This is a genomic window from Rahnella sp. Larv3_ips (assembly GCF_003697865.1).
Taxonomy (GTDB): Bacteria; Pseudomonadota; Gammaproteobacteria; order Enterobacterales; family Enterobacteriaceae; genus Rahnella; species Rahnella rivi.
Window position 1 is genome coordinate 79,622 of the sequence record NZ_MJIB01000021.1, and the last position, 16,289, is coordinate 95,910.

Below are 16,289 nucleotides of genomic sequence, written 5' to 3' on the forward strand. Positions count from 1 at the left end.
TGCTCGGCGATAAATTCGATCCGATAATCGTCCTGAATTTCGCCGGAAATTGCGTCGCGGAACTGCCCTTCGTTTTCGATACCCATGCCGTTTTCAGCCACAAACCAGGAAATATTGCCGTATTCGGTTTTAATGCGCATCGCCATGTCATACACCACGCGCGGATAAATTTCCCAGCCACGGGATTTATTCATCCTCCGGCCCGGCAATTCAAAATGCTCGTAATAATACGCCGGATGGAATGGCGTCTCTTTATTCCATTCGCGGGAGGGGGCTTTTACCCGGTGCGGGTAATACAAATTAATCCCCACTTCATCGACGGTGTTATTGCGAATTACCGTCAGCTCAGCTTGTGAATAATCAAAATGCACGCCGTGCTTTTCCAGTAATGCCAGCAGTTCCTGCGGGTATTCCCCTTTAATCATCGGATCTAAAAATACGCGGTTATAAAATAAATCGTATATGCGTGCCGCCTGCTGGTCGTGCGCCACGGTTGAACGGGCGTAAGTCACTTCCGGATTTAAAATCACCCCGACGGTGCCTGAGGCGTTATACCCTTTGCGGTAAAACAGCTCGACCACTTTGGCGGTCGCCAGCACTTTGTGGTGATTCCACTGCATCCATTTTGCGGTGTTTTGCTCGAACGGCCAGCGGATTGCGTCCAGATACACGCGGGTCTGCACCACCACCGGTTCGTTAAACGTAAACCAGCGGCTGACTTTATGGGCGTAACGCTCAAACACCTTTTCCGCATACAACACAAACAGTTCGACAACTTTCTTTGAGCTCCATCCGTCATATTTTTCAATCAGATACGCCGGAAGTTCGTAGTGTTCGAGGCACAGCATGGGCTCGATACCGTTGCGTTTCATCTCATCGAGCAGGTCGTCAATGTAAGCGGCGTACGCTTCATCGACGGTGCCCAGCTCATAGTCGGTGAGAAAGCGCGACCAGTTGATCGAGGTGCGGTAGTGGCTCAGCCCGCTGGCTTTCATCAGCGCCACGTCTTCTTTATAACGGTTGATGAAATCCGTGGCTTTCGCCGGGCCGTAGCCGTTGTGCCAGACGTGACGGCTGTTTTTGTACCAGAGATCCAGATACGAATCCTGCCCGTCTTTCTTGCCGCTCCAGCCCTCGGTCTGCCACGCGGAAGCCGCGGCGCCGAGGATAAATCCTTCAGGAATGGCGATGGTAACCTTGCTCATAACAGTCCTCTTTGTCCGGATGAATTGACTCAGGCCGTCGCCGCCTGTTTTTGCTGCATCGCTTCAAGCTGTGCCTGTTCGGCGCGGCGGGAAGCCACTTTCACGAACGGCAGATAAATCAGCACCGACACCACAATGCAGCCGGCCTGCGTGATCACAGCCCCCATCGAACCGGCGGTAGAAAGCCAGGCGTTGATGATAGGCGGCGTGGTCCACGGCACCATGACAACCGCGCGTCCGGCAAAACCGAGGCTGGTGGCAAAATAACCGATGGTCCCGGTGATGAGCGGCGTGATGATGAACGGGATCGCCAGAATCGGGTTAAGCATGATAGGCATACCGAAAATCACCGGTTCATTGATGTTAAAGACGCTTGGCCCGAGTGACAGTTTGGAGATTTCGCGCATCTCTTTACGACGCGTGGCGAGCATGACGGCCAGCAACAAACCGATGGTGCAACCGGAACCCCCGATGCTCATGTACACATCCCAGAACGGCATGGTGATGATGTTCGGCACTTCATGACCCTGCTCGAAGGCCGTCATGTTGACCATGATCGCGCCCAGCAGCAGAGGTTCGCGGATAGGCTTGATCATCTGATTGCCGTGAATACCGATCACCCAGAACAGTTGCGCCACAAACATCAGCAGCAGAATGCCCGGCAGGCTTTGCATCACCGACTCCAGCGGACGCTGGATCACCTGATACACCGCATCGTACAAATACATGCCGGTGACCTGATGGAACACAAAACCGAAGGTGGCAATGATCACCACGGTAATAATGGCGGGGATTAATGCGGAGAATGACGCCGAGACATTCGGCGGCACGCTTTCCGGCATCTTAATTCGCAGGCCGTTGTAGCTTTCGAGCTTGGAATAAATTTCTACTGAGAGGATGGCAATAAACATGCCGAGGAACAGACTTTTCGTATCGGAGAATTGTTTGGCCAGCACATCTTTCACTTCCTGCATCTGACCATTGACCATCATATCGACTGTGGTCGGCGTCACGGCAATAAAACAAATGACCGCCAGCAGGCCGGGAAATAATGATCGCGAGCCGTTAATTCTTCCTAATTCAATACCGATCAGGAAGACGGCACCAATGGTCAGGAAACTCAGCGTAGCGTAGTTAATGCTGCTCATAATCGGTTTGAGCGTCGCCAGCCATGACAACATTTCAAAGTGAGCCAATCCGTTTTTCGGATCCATCACCATGTTAGAAATTAATACCGAGAATGCCCCTACAATAATAACGGGCATTAATGTGATAAAAGCAGCTTTGATAGCCATAATGTATCTGTAGCTATTAAAGGTATTGGCGAATCCCCCGAGAGAATCGATAAAACGGTCTTTAAATGACATGACACCACCTCTTTTAATTTTGTTTCACGCTTTGCAGGTGTTTGTTTCGCATTGACCTTTTATGCATCTGAAAGAAAAGGTGTCGCGCGAAGTAGAGCCAGATTCCGTTTCTGAGAGTGATCCTGTCGGCCACATGTCGGCGTTATTTCATCAATAATGCGAAATGTGGCATGCCAAAAAATAGCTGAATGAGAATTAATTTCTGTGACATTGTTCTCACATGTGAATATTGGAATTCCAATATGATGAATTCACCCTTTTCTGGTATACCAATTTGGAGTTTTCGATGGAATTCGATCTGGAACAAACGGTGATGGAGTTATTGATCAACGCCGGAGAAGCACGATCTAACGCGATGATGGCGATTCAGCACGCACGTAATAAAGAGTGGGAACAGGCTGATGCCATGCTGAAAGCCTCAGACGATGCGGCGCGTATCGCGCACAAAGTGCAGACGCAGCTGATTGGTCTGGATGAAGGCGTGGGCAAAATTCCGGTGAACCTGATCATGGTGCATTCGCAGGATCACCTGATGACCGCCATGCTGTGCCGTGAACTGGCCGAAGAGATCGTGTTACTGCGAAAAGAGATGTTTGATAAGTAATGAGTTTATCACTCAGGAATTCCCCTGAATCCTTTTAGTGGCATCAGGGCGGCAACGCAATGAAACCCCGGTCACATACACAAGAATGTGACCGGGGTTCACGAAAGGAAGCCAACGCAGAGTCAGCGCGAGGGATGACGGGGATTACAGTTCTAAGGCGATCAGCTCTTCTACCGTCTGACGACGACGAATCAACCGCGGTACACCATGCTCAAACAACACTTCCGGCAGCAGCGGGCGGGTGTTGTAGTTGGATGACATGGATGCGCCGTACGCCCCGGTGTCGTGGAACACCAGATAATCACCGATTTGCACCGGCGGCAGCGGGAAGGTTTCGACTCCGCCGCCTGCCTGCTGGGTGAACACGTCGCCGGATTCACACAACGGCCCGGCGATCACAGCATCAGTCAGCGGCTGTCCGCTCACATCGCGACCATCTGCCGGTAACAGCGAAATATGGTGATAGCTGCCGTACATCGCCGGGCGCATCAGATCGTTAAAGCCTGCGTCGCACAGCACAAAGTGACGGCTGCCCATGTCTTTCACTGCGCGGATTTGCGCCACCAGCACGCCGGATTCCGCCACCAGGAAACGCCCCGGCTCGATTTCCAGTTTAACGTCATGCCCCAGATGCGCGGCGATTTGCTCACGTGCACGGTTCCACAGGCCATAGTAGTGGCCGGTATCAATGGATTCTTCTTCAAAATGATACGGGATCGACAGACCGCCACCGGCTGAAATCGCTTCAATATCTTGTCCGGTTTCAATCACCTGACTGACCATCGCATCGCACACCTGTTCCAGATGACCGTAATCCACACCGGAACCGATATGCATATGAATACCCACCAGTTTCAGGCCGTACCGGCTGATTTCTGCCATTGCCTGTGGCAAATCGGCATACCAGATCCCGTGTTTGCTGTTTTCGCCGCCGGTATTGGTTTTCTGGCTGTGGCCGTGACCGAAGCCCGGATTCACGCGCAGCCACACCGGATGCCCGGCTTTGTGCTGACCAATCTGGCTGAGCATGTCGATGGAACCGGCGTTCACCGGAATATCCAGCGCCGTCACGCGTTCCAGCGTCGGCTGGTCCAGTACGTCGGCGGTAAAGACAATCTCACTGTCTTCACGGCCCGGAATAAAACCGGCCACCAGCGCACGTTCAATTTCACCCAGTGAAACGGAATCGACTTTCACGCCCTGCTCGCGCATCAGACGCAAAATATGGATATTGGAACAGGCTTTTTGTGCAAAACGGATGACGTCGAACTGACGCAACTGCGCGATGCGCGCTTTGATGATCTCAGCGTCATACGCCCACACAGGGCAGCCAAATTGTTGCGGCAGAGCCAGTAAATTCGCGGCATTAAGCGCGGTAGACAGGTCGTTCAGGGCGCGTGGCATAAGATTTTCCGTCAGGTGAATTCAGTCATATTTCCCTCAGTATGCCGCGTGACTGACCGGCGATAAAATATCTATTTCAGGCCAGTCTATTCATTTATGATATGGGCTGTTCCTTCGCTCACCGGATAAATCCATGCCTGCGATTTCCCTGCGCCATATCGAAATTTTTCATGCGGTCATGACCACCGGCAATCTGACCGAAGCCGCCGCGTTGCTCAATACCTCGCAGCCAACGGTCAGCCGCGAACTCGCGCGCTGCGAAAAGCTGCTGAATTTGCAATTGTTCGAACGGTTGCGCGGGCGTTTATACCCGACGGTGCAAGGGTTGCGGCTGTTTGAGGAAGTGCAGCGATCGTATTACGGGCTGGACAGGATCGTCAGCGCGGCGGAAGGCATCCGTCAGTTTGAGCAGGCGCAACTCTCTATCGCCTGCCTGCCGGTGTTCAGCCAGTCGCTGCTGCCTGCGGTGTGTAAGCCGTTTCTGGATCGCTACCCCGACGTGAGTTTCAACATCGTGCCGCAGGAATCGCCGCTGCTGGAAGAGTGGCTGTCGGCGCAGCGTCATGATTTAGGACTGACCGAAAACATCCAGACGCCCGCCGGAACCGAGCGCCAGACGCTGCTCACGCTGAACGAAGTGTGCGTACTGCCGGCCGGGCATCCGCTGGCGGAAAAATCACGTCTGACACCCCAGGATTTCAGCGGCCTGAATTTTATCAGCCTGTCGGCCACCGACAGTTACCGCCATCTGCTCGACACTTTATTTACGGAACAGCAGGTTTCGCGGCGGCTGGTGATGGAAACTCACAGCGCCGCGTCAGTGTGCAGCATGGTGCGTGAAGGCGCGGGCGTTTCCATCGTTAACCCGCTGACTGCGCTGGACTATTCTGCTAAAAACAGCGAAAACGGCGTGGTATTACGGGAATTCAGCATCGCCGTGCCGTTCACCGTCAGCCTGATCCGCCCGCTGCACCGCCCCGCTTCCGCGCTGGTCACCACGTTTATTGAACACTGCCATCAGCAGGCACAACGTTTTGCCGGACGCCTTGAGGCCGCGCTGATGCGCTGACTTGTAAATGATAATCATTATCCATAACATGCGGGCAGCATCCCGCTATGGAAAATGAGGATCACCATGAACAAGTTTTTACTTCTGGCCATTCTGGCTCTGACCGCCTGCTCCACCGGCCCGCGCAATACCGCCAAACCGCTGACGGCGCCGGGCGGCACCATCACTGATTTGCACACCGGCGCAACCCTTTCTCCGTCTGAGTTGCTCAGCAAACTGGCTGCCCAACCCCGCGTTATCGTCGGTGAAAAGCACGACAACCCCTCACATCATCAGATTGAAAACTGGCTGGTACAGAGCCTGCCGGCAGTGCGTCCGCAAGGCAGCGTGCTGATGGAAATGCTGACGCCGGATCAGCAGCCGAAAGTGGATCAGGTGAAAGCCTGGTTGCAAACCGGGCCGGACGCCCGCCCTGCGCATGTCGCAGAACTGATTAACTGGCAAAAAAGCTGGGACTGGTCGATGTACGGCGATGTGGTGATGAGCGCCATGAAAGCGCCGTATCCGCTGCTTTCTGCCAATCTGGATCGCAGTGAAATCATGGCGTTCTATGAAAATCCGCAGTTCCCGGCCGGTACCCGTTCGGCGGATCCTGCGGTACGAAACGCCATCAGCGACACCATCCGTACCTCTCATCAGCAAAATATCGGCGCAGAACAGCTGCACGCCATGCTGGCGATCCAGCAGCAGCGCGACCGTCGCATGGCCGAGCGTCTTCTGACCGCGCCCGCCCCGGCTTTGCTGATCGCTGGCGGTTATCACGCAGGCAAAAGTATCGGCGTGCCGGTGCATGTGAAAGATCTCGATGCGACGGCGTCCGTCACTGTACTTCTTCTGGCGGAAACGGGCGTGACGGTCGATAAATCTCAGGCCGATTTCGTGTGGATAACCCCGGCAGCAGCCGCTAAACCCGCCGCGAAATGACCCTTAAGTTATTGTGCTCACTGAATTAAAAATGTGGAGACTGTGAAAGTTTCTTGTAAAGAGCCATTACAAATGATTACTATTATCAAATAATATTGAATCTCATTATCATTTTAATGGACTAAATGACCACTCACTTTCTTACCGGTACACCGGTCGCTGCGGCGTTTGTTTTGCGCCCTCAGCGCCGCATTATCGGGCTGATATTGTCCCTGACAGCACACGGCGCGCTGGCCGCCTGGTTATTGTGGTCAGCGCCCGTGCCGCCGCCTTACGAGCTGCCGCCACCCGCCGTGATGGTGACGCTTTCTGCCAGCATCGAAAATAATCAAACCACCAAACCGCTGCCCGTCGGCCTTCAGCAGGCGGTGGATTCGGCTGCGTCCAGCAAGCAGGAAACAACGCCGCAGTTGCAGAAAAGCATCACGCCGCCGGTAAATGAAAGCGCGGAAATCAAACTGGTTCAGCAACGTAAAAAACCGCAAGAACAGCCCAAACGCCGCAAACCGGTTCAAAAAACGCAGGAACGCCAGCAGGATCCTACCCGCGCTTCCGCCGCCAGCGCGGCTGCCCCGCCGGTCACGGCGGCGGTTTCCGATAAAATTTCCGCACCGATGAACAGCGATTCCTCACAGACCCGCGACGCCAAAGTGACCTGGGAAACACGGGTGAAAGTGCAGCTTAACCTCCTGAAAAAATATCCGCCGGACGCCATTTCGCGCCACCGCACCGGCGTCGCGCTGGTGGCTTTTGTCGTCGATCAACGCGGCGAAGTGATCAGCAGCCGGTTAGTGAAATCATCCGGCACGATGTCGATGGACGCCGAAGCGCTGGCGGTTCTACAACGCGCCAGCCCGCTGCCGCAACCGCCGGGCGAGATGCTGAAAGCCGGTCAGGTGCCGGTGACGATGCCACTGGAATTTACCCTGAGCGGCGCAAACAGCCGCAAGTCTTAACGGAATACGATGACTCTTTCACGATTGATGACGCTGCTGACAGCGGGAATGCTCTTTGTCTGTACCACCCCCTCAGCGCAGCCCGTGCCGCCGGTTGCCGAAAAACATCCGCATATTTTGCAGATGGCCGGTGAAAGCCGGACGGACGATTATTACTGGCTGCGCGATGACAGCCGTCAGAACCCGAAAGTCTTGAATTATCTGCGTGCCGAAAATCAGTACAGCGCCCGGATGATGTCCGGCTGGGCAGCATTAACGGAAACCTTGTATCAGGAAATGCGCGCCCGTCAGGGGGAGCACACCGAATCTGTGCCGTATGAACTGCGCGGTTATCGTTATCAGCAGCGTTATCTGCCCGGCAAAGATTATGCGCAATATCTGCGTCAGCCGGTCAGCGGCAATGCGGTCTGGCAGACGCTGGTGGACGCCAGCCAGCGCGCCGCCGGGCACAGGTATTATCAGTTTGGCGGGCTGGAAATCAGCACCGACAATCAGCAGATGTCCGTCGCCGAAGACACCCAGGGACGCCGCCAGTACAGCATCAGTCTGCGCAATCTTAATACCGGCGTCTGGCAAAATGACGTGCTGCAAAACACCTCGGGAAATATGCAGTGGTCGGCGGACGGCCAGTATCTGTTTTATATCCGCAATCATCCGCAAACGCTGATGCCGTATCAGGTTTTCCGTCACAAGACGGGCACGCCGGTTTCTCAGGATGCGCTGGTGTATGAAGAAAAGGACGGCGGTTTTTACCTCGGCCTTTCGCGCACGGCCTCAGACGATTATCTGATGATCGTCAGCAGCGGTAATACGTCTTCCGACGTGCGGCTGATCCCGGCCGGTGAGCCGCTGGCTGCGCCGCAGCTATTCGCAGCCCGTCGTCCGGGCGTGGAATATTATCTGGACCATTATTGCGGTCAGTTTTACATCCGCTCCAGTCTGCACAGTCCACATTTTGGATTGTACGAAACGCCGTCAGCAGGCTCGCCCTGGCAGACACTGGTCGCGCCGGATGATCAGCGGGATCTGGAAAACTTTGCCCTGTTCCGCCATCAGCTGGTGCTGCAAGTCCGCAGTCAGGGACGCGTTCAGCTGGAAATGATCGGCTGGAAAACCGGACAAACGCGCAACGTGACGTTTGACGAAGACAGTTACATGGCGTGGCTCGGTTCAAATCCCACGCCGGACACCGACAAACTGCGCTACGGCTATTCCTCCATGACCACTCCGACGCGGATTTATGAATGGGACATGTCCACCGGCACCCGCACGCTGTTGCAGCAGAAACCGGTGGAGGGCGTGGATCCGGCACAATACGCCAGCCAGCGGGTGATGATCACCGCGCGCGACGGCGTACAGGTGCCGGTTTCGCTGGTGTACCGAAAATCGCTGTTCCGCAAAGGCCAGAATCCGCTGCTGGCTTACGGCTATGGCGCGTACGGCATGAGTATGGATCCGGCGTTTGGCGCCAGCCGCATCAGCCTGTTAGACCGCGGATTTGTCTTTGCCCTGATCCACGTGCGCGGCGGCGGTGAACTGGGTCAGCAATGGTATCAGCAGGGAAAACTGGAGAATAAAGCCAATACTTTCAATGATTTTATCGACGCAACTCGCGCGCTGGCGCAACAAGGTTTCGGCCAGCCGGGACATTTATATGCCATGGGCGGCAGCGCGGGCGGCCTGCTGATGGGTGCGGTCATCAATCAGCAACCGGGCTTGTTTCACGCCGTGGTCGCGCAGGTGCCGTTTGTCGATGTGCTGACCACAATGTCAGATCCGACGCTGCCGCTGACCGAAGGCGAATATGAGGAATGGGGAAATCCGGCTGAGCCTGCCGCGTATCAGCGCATTAAATCTTACAGCCCGTATGACAACGTGCATGCGGCGGCGTATCCCAACCTGCTGGTCACCGGCGGATTATTCGATTCGCAGGTGCCGTACTGGGAACCGGCCAAATGGGTCGCGCGTTTACGTACCATGAATCAGGGATCGTCAGTGATTTTACTGACCACCGAGATGGCGGCCGGTCATGGCGGAAAATCAGGTCGCCTTAACCGGCTTAAAAATACCGCGCAGGAATACAGTTTCATTATTCAGATGGACCAAAATAATAATAACCGTAACACCCATTGGTAATTAATTAGAAAGCAACGCTGAGCAATAAAAATTAGAAAATAAAGCCTCCTGAGGGAATATGAAAAATAACATTTTAACCGGCATGCTCAGTGCCGGTTTAGTGCTGGCTGCACCGCTGGCATTTGCTGACACCACAGAAACAGAAAGTAATAAAGAATCGGTCACTTTCAGTCCGCTGAAAGTCTCGGCGGATAAACTCAGCAGTGAACATGAAGCGATGGCGAAACCCGGCGCATTCAGCTCACGCGGGGAAAATACCAATCTGCAATCCACCGATTCCGTATTACGCAGTATGCCGGGCACGTTCACGCAAATTGACCCCAGCCAGGGCACGGTAGACGTCAATATTCGTGGCATGTCCGGCTTTGGTCGCGTCAACACCATGATCGACGGCGTGACGCAAAACTTCTACGGTTCTTCGGTGCCGGGCGGTATTTCGCATGGCTCCACCAGCAGCGCATCGGGCGCGTTAATCGATCCGAACTTCCTGGTGGGCATTGATGTCTCGCGCGGCACCAGCGCCGGTTCGGCGGGCGTCAACGCCCTGGCGGGCAGCGCTAACCTGCGCACTATCGGCGTGGACGATGTGATTTTTTCCGGCAATCCGTTTGGCATCCGCACCCGTTTCTCGGCGGGCAATAACGGCATTGGCGAAAGCGGCATGGTCGCCGTCGCCGGTAAAACCGATGCGTTCACTGACACCGGCAGTTTCGGGATTATGACGGCCATCAGCGGCAGCTCCATCGACGCCCAGTTTAAAAATGGCGACGGCCAGAGCAGCAGCGATTTCGGCTACGAAAAAAGTTATCGCCAGAATCCGAAATCCCAGTTAGTTAAAGTGGATATTAAGCCCGATGAATTTAACAGCGTCGAATTATCCGGCAGACATTACGGGAATAAATTTACCCAGCGTGATATCACCAGCGATGACTTCTATGTGAAATATCATTACGCGCCGTTCTCCGAGCTGATTGATTTTAATTTAATGCTCAGCACCAGCCGCGGAAATCAGAAATACAATAACAACACCTTGTATACGTTTTATAATACAGATGCCAGCAATCAGTCAGATGCTGTCGATATCAATAATACCTCGCGCTTTGCGTTTGCCGGAGTCGATACCGCCTGGAGTTACGGCAGTAAAATCATGCGCAATAAGTACGATAAAAATATCAACAGCAATGCCTGGTCTGAAGATAACCCCGACGCCGGCCAGCAGTCGATTGAGAACAATACGTTCCAGCCTTCCGGCAAGCAGGACGTTTACAGCCTGTACACCGGGCTGGAGCTGAAAAAAGGCATCTGGAAAGGTAACGTTGATCTCAACTACAGCTATTACGATCTCAGCGGTTACAAACCGGCGTGCGACCCGCGCGTCACCTGCTTCCCGCAGGGCGGTCAGAATATCAGCCTGACCGAAGACGGCTTTAACCCGTCGGTGATGCTCTCGGCGGAAATCCGGCCGTGGTTCGAACCCTTCGTCAGTTACAGCAAATCCATGCGCGGCCCGAACGTGCAGGAAGTATTTTTCTCTAACTCCGGCGGCGCCTCGATGAACCCGTTCCTCAAAGGCGAGCGTGCGGAAACGTATCAGATCGGTTTTAACTCCACGGCGGGTAACCTGTTGTTTGAAGAGGATTCCTTCCGCCTGAAAGCCCTGTATTACACCAGCAAAATCAAGAATTACATCTACAGTGATTCCTTTATGGTGTGCCGCAACGGGCGGAAATGCAGCATCGGCGAGAACCTGCAAAACGACTGGGAAGATCAGAGCGAAGACTATTCCGACAACATGTACATTTACGTCAATTCCCTGTCACCGGTGCGCACGCACGGCGTGGAAATAGAGGCGGAATATGATACCGGTTGGGCCTTCACCCGGCTCTCTTTCAGCAAGGAACACACCAATCAGCCCACGTCGATTGCCACCGGTTCGTTTGGCGTCGGCAACATCAATGAATTGCCGGAGATGTTTTTCACCGTCGATACCGGCGTGCGCTTCCTTGATGAAAGCCTGACCGTCGGAACACTGGTGAAATACACCGGCAAAACCCGCCGCACCTCGCCGGATCAGAATTTCAATGAGACGACCGGTGCGCTGGAAAATGAAGAGATGCCCAACATTCCGACCATTATCGACCTTTACAGCACGTACGAATTTAACCGTAATCTGATGCTGAAATTCTCCGTGCAGAACCTGATGGATAAGGATTATTCAGAAGCACTGAATAAACTGAATTCGATGTATGGCCAGAACGATCCGGGCACGGCGGTGAATACGGCGCGCGGCAGAACTTATCTGGTGGGCGGCGAAGTCCGTTTCTGATAAGCCACTGACCGGTCAAAGCAGAAATAAAAAAGGCCACGCAGGCGTCATTGTGCGTGGCCTTTCCATTCGTCATTGGCTGATATTCGTTTGCTGAATTACGCCGCTGCTTTCACCGTTTTCTTCGCTGCACGACGGAAAGTGATCACGCACAACACGAAGCCGATTGCGCCCAGTCCGCCCGCCGCCAGAGGCACGGTGCTCAGCCCCATTCCGCGTTCAATGACCGCACCACCAACCCACGCCCCCAGCGCGTTTCCGACGTTAAACGCCGCAATGTTCAGCGTGGAAACCAGATTCGGCGCGTTTTTGCCGTACGTCACCACGTTAACCTGCAACGCGGGCACCGCAGCAAAGTTCACCATCGCCCAGATAAACAGCGTGATTTCCGCCGCCACCAGATGAACGCTGGTGAAGCTGAACAGCACGGAAAACACCGCGATCAGCAGGAAAGTGGTGGTCAGCGACACACCCAGACGCCAGTCCGCCAGGCGCCCGCCCACGACGTTACCGATGGTCAGACCGAGGCCGATCAGCAGCAGCGTCCAGCTGACGCCGTGCTCAGAGACACCGGTAATTTCGGTGAGGATCGGCGCGATATAGGTAAACAGCGCGAACATTGCCGCCGCAAAGAAAATGGTGATCGACAGCGACAGCCATAACCCCAGGCTGCCCAGCGCACGGATTTCCTTACGCAGATCGGTCGGTTCTTCTTCTTTCTTATCCGGCAGATTTTTATACAGCGCGAACAGGGACGCCACACCAATCACCGCGACGACCCAGAACGTTGAGCGCCAGCCGAACACTTGTCCGAGGGCGGTACCGAGCGGAACGCCCAGCACGTTAGCCAGCGTCAGGCCGGTGAACATCAGCGCAACGGCCGAAGCACGGCGGTTCGGCGCGACCAGACTGGCTGCCACCACGGCACCAATCCCGAAGAATGCGCCATGACACAGCGCCGTGATCACACGCGCCAGCATCAGGAAACCGTAGCTGTAGGACAGCGCGCACATCACGTTGCCAATAATAAAGATGCTCATCAGCAGCAGCAGGGTGTTCTTACGCGGCAGTTTTGCCGTCAGCACGGCCATGATTGGCGCGCCTATGGCAACGCCCAGCGCATATCCACTGATCAGCCAACCGGCAGAAGGAATACTGACATGCAGATCACCCGCCACATTGGGAAGCAGCCCCATAATGACGAATTCAGTGGTACCGATGGCAAACGCGCTGAGCGCCAGTGCCAGGAGTGCGACAGGCATAAAAACTCCGGAAATTTTTTAGTGATGAGTAAAGGCGCCGGTATGACACCGGACTGGCTTAAATACCACGTTGATCACACTTTTGACCAGACGCAGTCTGTGCCCTTACTGCCTGAAAAATGGCCGGAACCCTGATTAATCTTTACATAACAATACATTGAAGATAATGCGCTGGCAGCGAAAAAGGAACCGATTCCAGCATTTATCTTCTCCGGCTGGCTCCGTGTTTTTCATCGGTCAACGACAGCCAGCGCGGATGGCCTTTAAACCACTCCACCAGAAAATCGAGCAGCGCACGCAACGCGGAGGGCATTTGTCTGCGTGAGGTGTAAATGGCATAAATCCCCATTTCCTGCGGCTGCCATTCCGGTAGCAGTAACACCAGCTGGCCCGCGGCGATCAGCGGTGCCGCCGAGTAATAAGGCTGCATCACGATGCCCGCCCCTTCCACCGCGCCGGTCAGCAGCACCAGCGATTCATTGGCGCTCAGATTGCCGCTGACCGGCACCGAGATTTTTTCCCCCTGATGCTCAAACTGCCACAGACTTTTGCCAAACCAGGTGTACGTCAGGCAATTGTGAACCGCCAGATCCTGCGGATGCTGCGGTGTGCCCTGCGCGGCCAGATACGCCGGAGACGCGCACACCACCGACGGACAGAGCGCCAGTGGCCGGGCGATCAGATTCGGATCGAGATCGTTGGTGATACGCAGTGCCAGATCGATACGATCTTCGACCAGATTGATCGCCCGGCTTTCCAGCTGAAGATCGATGCTCACCTGCGGATGCCGGCGTAAAAATTCGCTGACCGCAATCACCACCGCGCCCTGCCCGAAAGACTGCGAACAACTCAGGCGTAGCAAACCGCGCAGCGCTTCATTGCCGGTGTCTGCCACGCTGCCCATTTCCGCCGCGACTGACAGCATCTTCCGGCAGCGCGCCAGCGTGTTTTCCCCTGCATCGGTCAGGCTGAGTTTTCGGGTGGAACGGTGCAGCAGGCGCGCCCCCGACCACTTCTCCATCTCCGAAAGATAGCGGGTCACCATCGCCCGCGACATATTCAGCGATTCGGCAGCACTGACCATGCTCCCGCGTTCAACGATGGCAACAAACACTTGTGCAGCGGTAATTCTGTCCATGATTCGTCCGGTTTATGCAACAAACAGTTGCACATTATCCGGTTTTTCCCGCGGATTATGCAACGTACAGTAGATACTTACTGAATGTGATTATTTACGTCTCTGAGGAAAACCTATGCAACTGAAACATCTGACGCTGATCGCCGCCCTTATCGGCAGCTCCCTTTCCGCTCACGCCGCCAGCGCGCTGAAAATGGACGTGTACAACCCTGGTGAAAAAAGTATTTTCCCGGTGTCCTCTGAAATCATCACCGGCGAAAAAGACGCGGTGCTGATCGACGCCCAGTTCCAGCGCAATGACGCAGAGAAGCTGGTAGAGATGATCAAAGCCACCGGCAAAACACTGACCACCGTGTACATCAGCCAGTCGGATCCGGATTTCTACTTCGGGCTGGACGTGATCCATGCGGCGTTCCCGCAGGCCAAAATCATCGCCACGCAGGCGACCATCGACCAGATCAACGCCAGCAAAGACGGCAAAGTCGCTTTCTGGGGGCCACAGCTTAAAGAAAACGCGCCAAAATCTGTCGTGGTGCCCGAGCCGCTGAAAGGCACTACGTTTGAACTGGAAGGCCATAAATTTGAAGTTCAGGGCGTGGACAAAGAACGGACGTTTGTCTGGATCCCTTCGCTGAAAGCAGTGGTTGGCGGCGTACTGGTGAATGGTGACAACATGCACATCTGGACGGCGGATACCCAGACGGCGAAATCCCGTAAGCAGTGGGTGGAAGCCCTCGATGAAATCGCCGCCCTGAAGCCGCAAATCGTCGTGCCGGGGCATTTCCTGCCAGGCGCAGCGCACACCGTGGAAGCCGTGAAATTTACCCGCGATTACCTGCTGACGCTGGAAAAGGAATTACCTAAAGCCAAAGATTCTGCCGCGCTTATCGCTGCGATGAAAAAACATTATCCACAGCTGAAAGATGATTCGTCATTACAGCTGAGTGCGAAAGTATTGAAAGGTGAAATGAAGTGGCCTTAATAAATGTAAACATTGAATAATTAATATCCCCTGTTCTTCAAAAGCGATCCTGAAGATAACCGCTTCGGTCCCTGTGTGGTGGACCCTCAGGCATAGCAAAGAGGCGATTTGCTCCTCCCCTGCAAAGGGGAGGCGTTAAAAAAGCGCCTCAGATCTGCCCGTACACCTTCTCAGATCTACGGCGTCACCCGCACAAACTCTCCTTCGGCACGGACGTTGTGGCCGAAACCGCAATCCCCGGCGGTATGCAGTTTGACGTTTTCCTGCCCGAACGCCATATCGACATCGCAATTGCCGTCGCCGGCGGCCGCATCGTCGGTTTCATGATAAACCGCGTGATTATCCTTAATGGCAGTGACCACGGAGAATTCACCGATATTCGGGCCGTAGTACAACGACATCTGCCCCATGTACTGGCCGGAGAAATCGATTCTGAACTGTGCTTCTTCCGCTTTTACGTCCACCAGATTCCAGCTGCCATAACCGGCATATTGCCAGTATTCGCCCGCCGCGCTTTCAGGTTGCGGCAGCGCATCCAGTTTGGGCTGAATCTGACTGAGGTTGTACTGTGATTTTTTGTCAGCGGGCGCCAGCATCAGCCAGGCTTTGGCTTTGCGATAATTCCCCTGCCGGATATAGGTCAGCGCAATATTGTTATACGCCGTCGCAATCTGATCCTGCGGCTTCTGGCAGAACTCGCTCCAGGCGACCTGATTGCGGAAAATGTCCCGCGCTTTCGCGAATTCACCCTGCTGATACGCGACTTTCCCGGCAGAGGCGTAAATCCCCGCCTTCACGCAATCAGCATTAATGTCCGGTTCATCAATCTGAGCAAGCGCCTGAACGCTGGTAAAACATCCTGCCACCAGCAGAAAATTCACTGCGACTTTCATCAAACATCCTTCTACTTTTGTGG

General features: G+C 54.6%; 13 protein-coding genes. 7 read left to right on the forward strand and 6 right to left on the reverse strand.

What is annotated here, in order from left to right; genetic code table 11:
* A partial coding sequence (locus ED901_RS19910; protein ID WP_162997914.1) for a glycoside hydrolase family 1 protein occupies nt 1-1,205 on the reverse strand: 1,205 nt, incomplete at its 3' end.
* Nucleotides 1,206-1,234: 29 nt separating this feature from the next.
* A complete protein-coding gene (locus ED901_RS19915; protein WP_122097011.1) occupies nt 1,235-2,572 on the reverse strand; it encodes a PTS sugar transporter subunit IIC in 1,338 nt (445 codons plus the stop codon).
* A gap of 286 nt (nt 2,573-2,858) precedes the next feature.
* On the opposite strand from ED901_RS19915, the gene ED901_RS19920 reads away from it, so the two are divergent.
* Nucleotides 2,859-3,176, forward strand: a complete 318-nt coding sequence (locus ED901_RS19920) for a PTS lactose/cellobiose transporter subunit IIA (protein WP_122097012.1) — start codon at nt 2,859-2,861, stop codon at nt 3,174-3,176.
* Between the two features lie 144 nt (nt 3,177-3,320).
* Here ED901_RS19920 and lysA read toward each other — a convergent pair whose 3' ends face one another.
* Complete coding sequence (lysA, locus tag ED901_RS19925; RefSeq protein ID WP_122097013.1) at nt 3,321-4,580, reverse strand: diaminopimelate decarboxylase; 1,260 nt, start codon at nt 4,578-4,580, stop codon at nt 3,321-3,323.
* A 133-nt stretch (nt 4,581-4,713) separates the two neighbouring features.
* On the opposite strand from lysA, the gene ED901_RS19930 reads away from it, so the two are divergent.
* The 5 genes from ED901_RS19930 to ED901_RS19950 all read left to right on the forward strand — a co-directional run bounded on the left by ED901_RS19930 (nt 4,714) and on the right by ED901_RS19950 (nt 11,991).
* A complete protein-coding gene (locus tag ED901_RS19930; RefSeq protein ID WP_122097014.1) occupies nt 4,714-5,649 on the forward strand; it encodes a LysR family transcriptional regulator in 936 nt (311 codons plus the stop codon).
* A gap of 66 nt (nt 5,650-5,715) precedes the next feature.
* On the forward strand, nt 5,716-6,573 hold the full coding sequence (locus tag ED901_RS19935) for a ChaN family lipoprotein (RefSeq protein ID WP_122097015.1): 858 nt from the start codon (nt 5,716-5,718) through the stop codon (nt 6,571-6,573).
* Nucleotides 6,574-6,698: 125 nt separating this feature from the next.
* A complete protein-coding gene (locus ED901_RS19940; RefSeq protein WP_122097016.1) occupies nt 6,699-7,529 on the forward strand; it encodes a TonB family protein in 831 nt (276 codons plus the stop codon).
* 27 nt (nt 7,530-7,556) lie between these two features.
* Entirely contained in the window at nt 7,557-9,665 is a 2,109-nt protein-coding gene (locus tag ED901_RS19945; RefSeq protein ID WP_240994013.1) for a S9 family peptidase, read from the forward strand.
* 58 nt (nt 9,666-9,723) lie between these two features.
* A complete protein-coding gene (locus ED901_RS19950; RefSeq protein WP_122097018.1) occupies nt 9,724-11,991 on the forward strand; it encodes a TonB-dependent receptor domain-containing protein in 2,268 nt (755 codons plus the stop codon).
* A gap of 98 nt (nt 11,992-12,089) precedes the next feature.
* Here the strand turns inward: ED901_RS19950 and ED901_RS19955 are convergent, their stop codons facing one another.
* Together ED901_RS19955 and ED901_RS19960 are read right to left on the reverse strand one after the other, a co-directional pair.
* Nucleotides 12,090-13,253: an MFS transporter gene (locus tag ED901_RS19955; RefSeq protein ID WP_122097019.1), complete on the reverse strand. Its 1,164-nt coding sequence runs from the start codon at nt 13,251-13,253 to the stop codon at nt 12,090-12,092.
* 202 nt (nt 13,254-13,455) lie between these two features.
* Nucleotides 13,456-14,391, reverse strand: a complete 936-nt coding sequence (locus ED901_RS19960; RefSeq protein WP_122097020.1) for a LysR family transcriptional regulator — start codon at nt 14,389-14,391, stop codon at nt 13,456-13,458.
* Nucleotides 14,392-14,506: 115 nt separating this feature from the next.
* On the opposite strand from ED901_RS19960, the gene ED901_RS19965 reads away from it, so the two are divergent.
* Complete coding sequence (locus ED901_RS19965) at nt 14,507-15,373, forward strand: MBL fold metallo-hydrolase (protein WP_122097021.1); 867 nt, start codon at nt 14,507-14,509, stop codon at nt 15,371-15,373.
* Between the two features lie 176 nt (nt 15,374-15,549).
* Here the strand turns inward: ED901_RS19965 and ED901_RS19970 are convergent, their stop codons facing one another.
* Complete coding sequence (locus ED901_RS19970) at nt 15,550-16,266, reverse strand: tetratricopeptide repeat protein (RefSeq protein WP_122097022.1); 717 nt, start codon at nt 16,264-16,266, stop codon at nt 15,550-15,552.
* Nucleotides 16,267-16,289 lie beyond the last annotated feature (23 nt).

Excerpts from the sequence above, each read along its gene's own strand:
- ED901_RS19915 (WP_122097011.1), bottom strand. The coding sequence starts at position 2,572 with ATGTCATTTAAAGACCGTTTTATCGATTCTCTCGGGGGATTCGCCAAT.
- ED901_RS19920 (WP_122097012.1), top strand. The coding sequence starts at position 2,859 with ATGGAATTCGATCTGGAACAAACGGTGATGGAGTTATTGATCAACGCC.
- lysA (WP_122097013.1), bottom strand. The coding sequence starts at position 4,580 with ATGCCACGCGCCCTGAACGACCTGTCTACCGCGCTTAATGCCGCGAAT.
- ED901_RS19930 (WP_122097014.1), top strand. The coding sequence starts at position 4,714 with ATGCCTGCGATTTCCCTGCGCCATATCGAAATTTTTCATGCGGTCATG.
- ED901_RS19935 (WP_122097015.1), top strand. The coding sequence starts at position 5,716 with ATGAACAAGTTTTTACTTCTGGCCATTCTGGCTCTGACCGCCTGCTCC.
- ED901_RS19940 (WP_122097016.1), top strand. The coding sequence starts at position 6,699 with ATGACCACTCACTTTCTTACCGGTACACCGGTCGCTGCGGCGTTTGTT.
- ED901_RS19945 (WP_240994013.1), top strand. The coding sequence starts at position 7,557 with ATGACGCTGCTGACAGCGGGAATGCTCTTTGTCTGTACCACCCCCTCA.
- ED901_RS19950 (WP_122097018.1), top strand. The coding sequence starts at position 9,724 with ATGAAAAATAACATTTTAACCGGCATGCTCAGTGCCGGTTTAGTGCTG.
- ED901_RS19955 (WP_122097019.1), bottom strand. The coding sequence starts at position 13,253 with ATGCCTGTCGCACTCCTGGCACTGGCGCTCAGCGCGTTTGCCATCGGT.
- ED901_RS19960 (WP_122097020.1), bottom strand. The coding sequence starts at position 14,391 with ATGGACAGAATTACCGCTGCACAAGTGTTTGTTGCCATCGTTGAACGC.
- ED901_RS19965 (WP_122097021.1), top strand. The coding sequence starts at position 14,507 with ATGCAACTGAAACATCTGACGCTGATCGCCGCCCTTATCGGCAGCTCC.
- ED901_RS19970 (WP_122097022.1), bottom strand. The coding sequence starts at position 16,266 with ATGAAAGTCGCAGTGAATTTTCTGCTGGTGGCAGGATGTTTTACCAGC.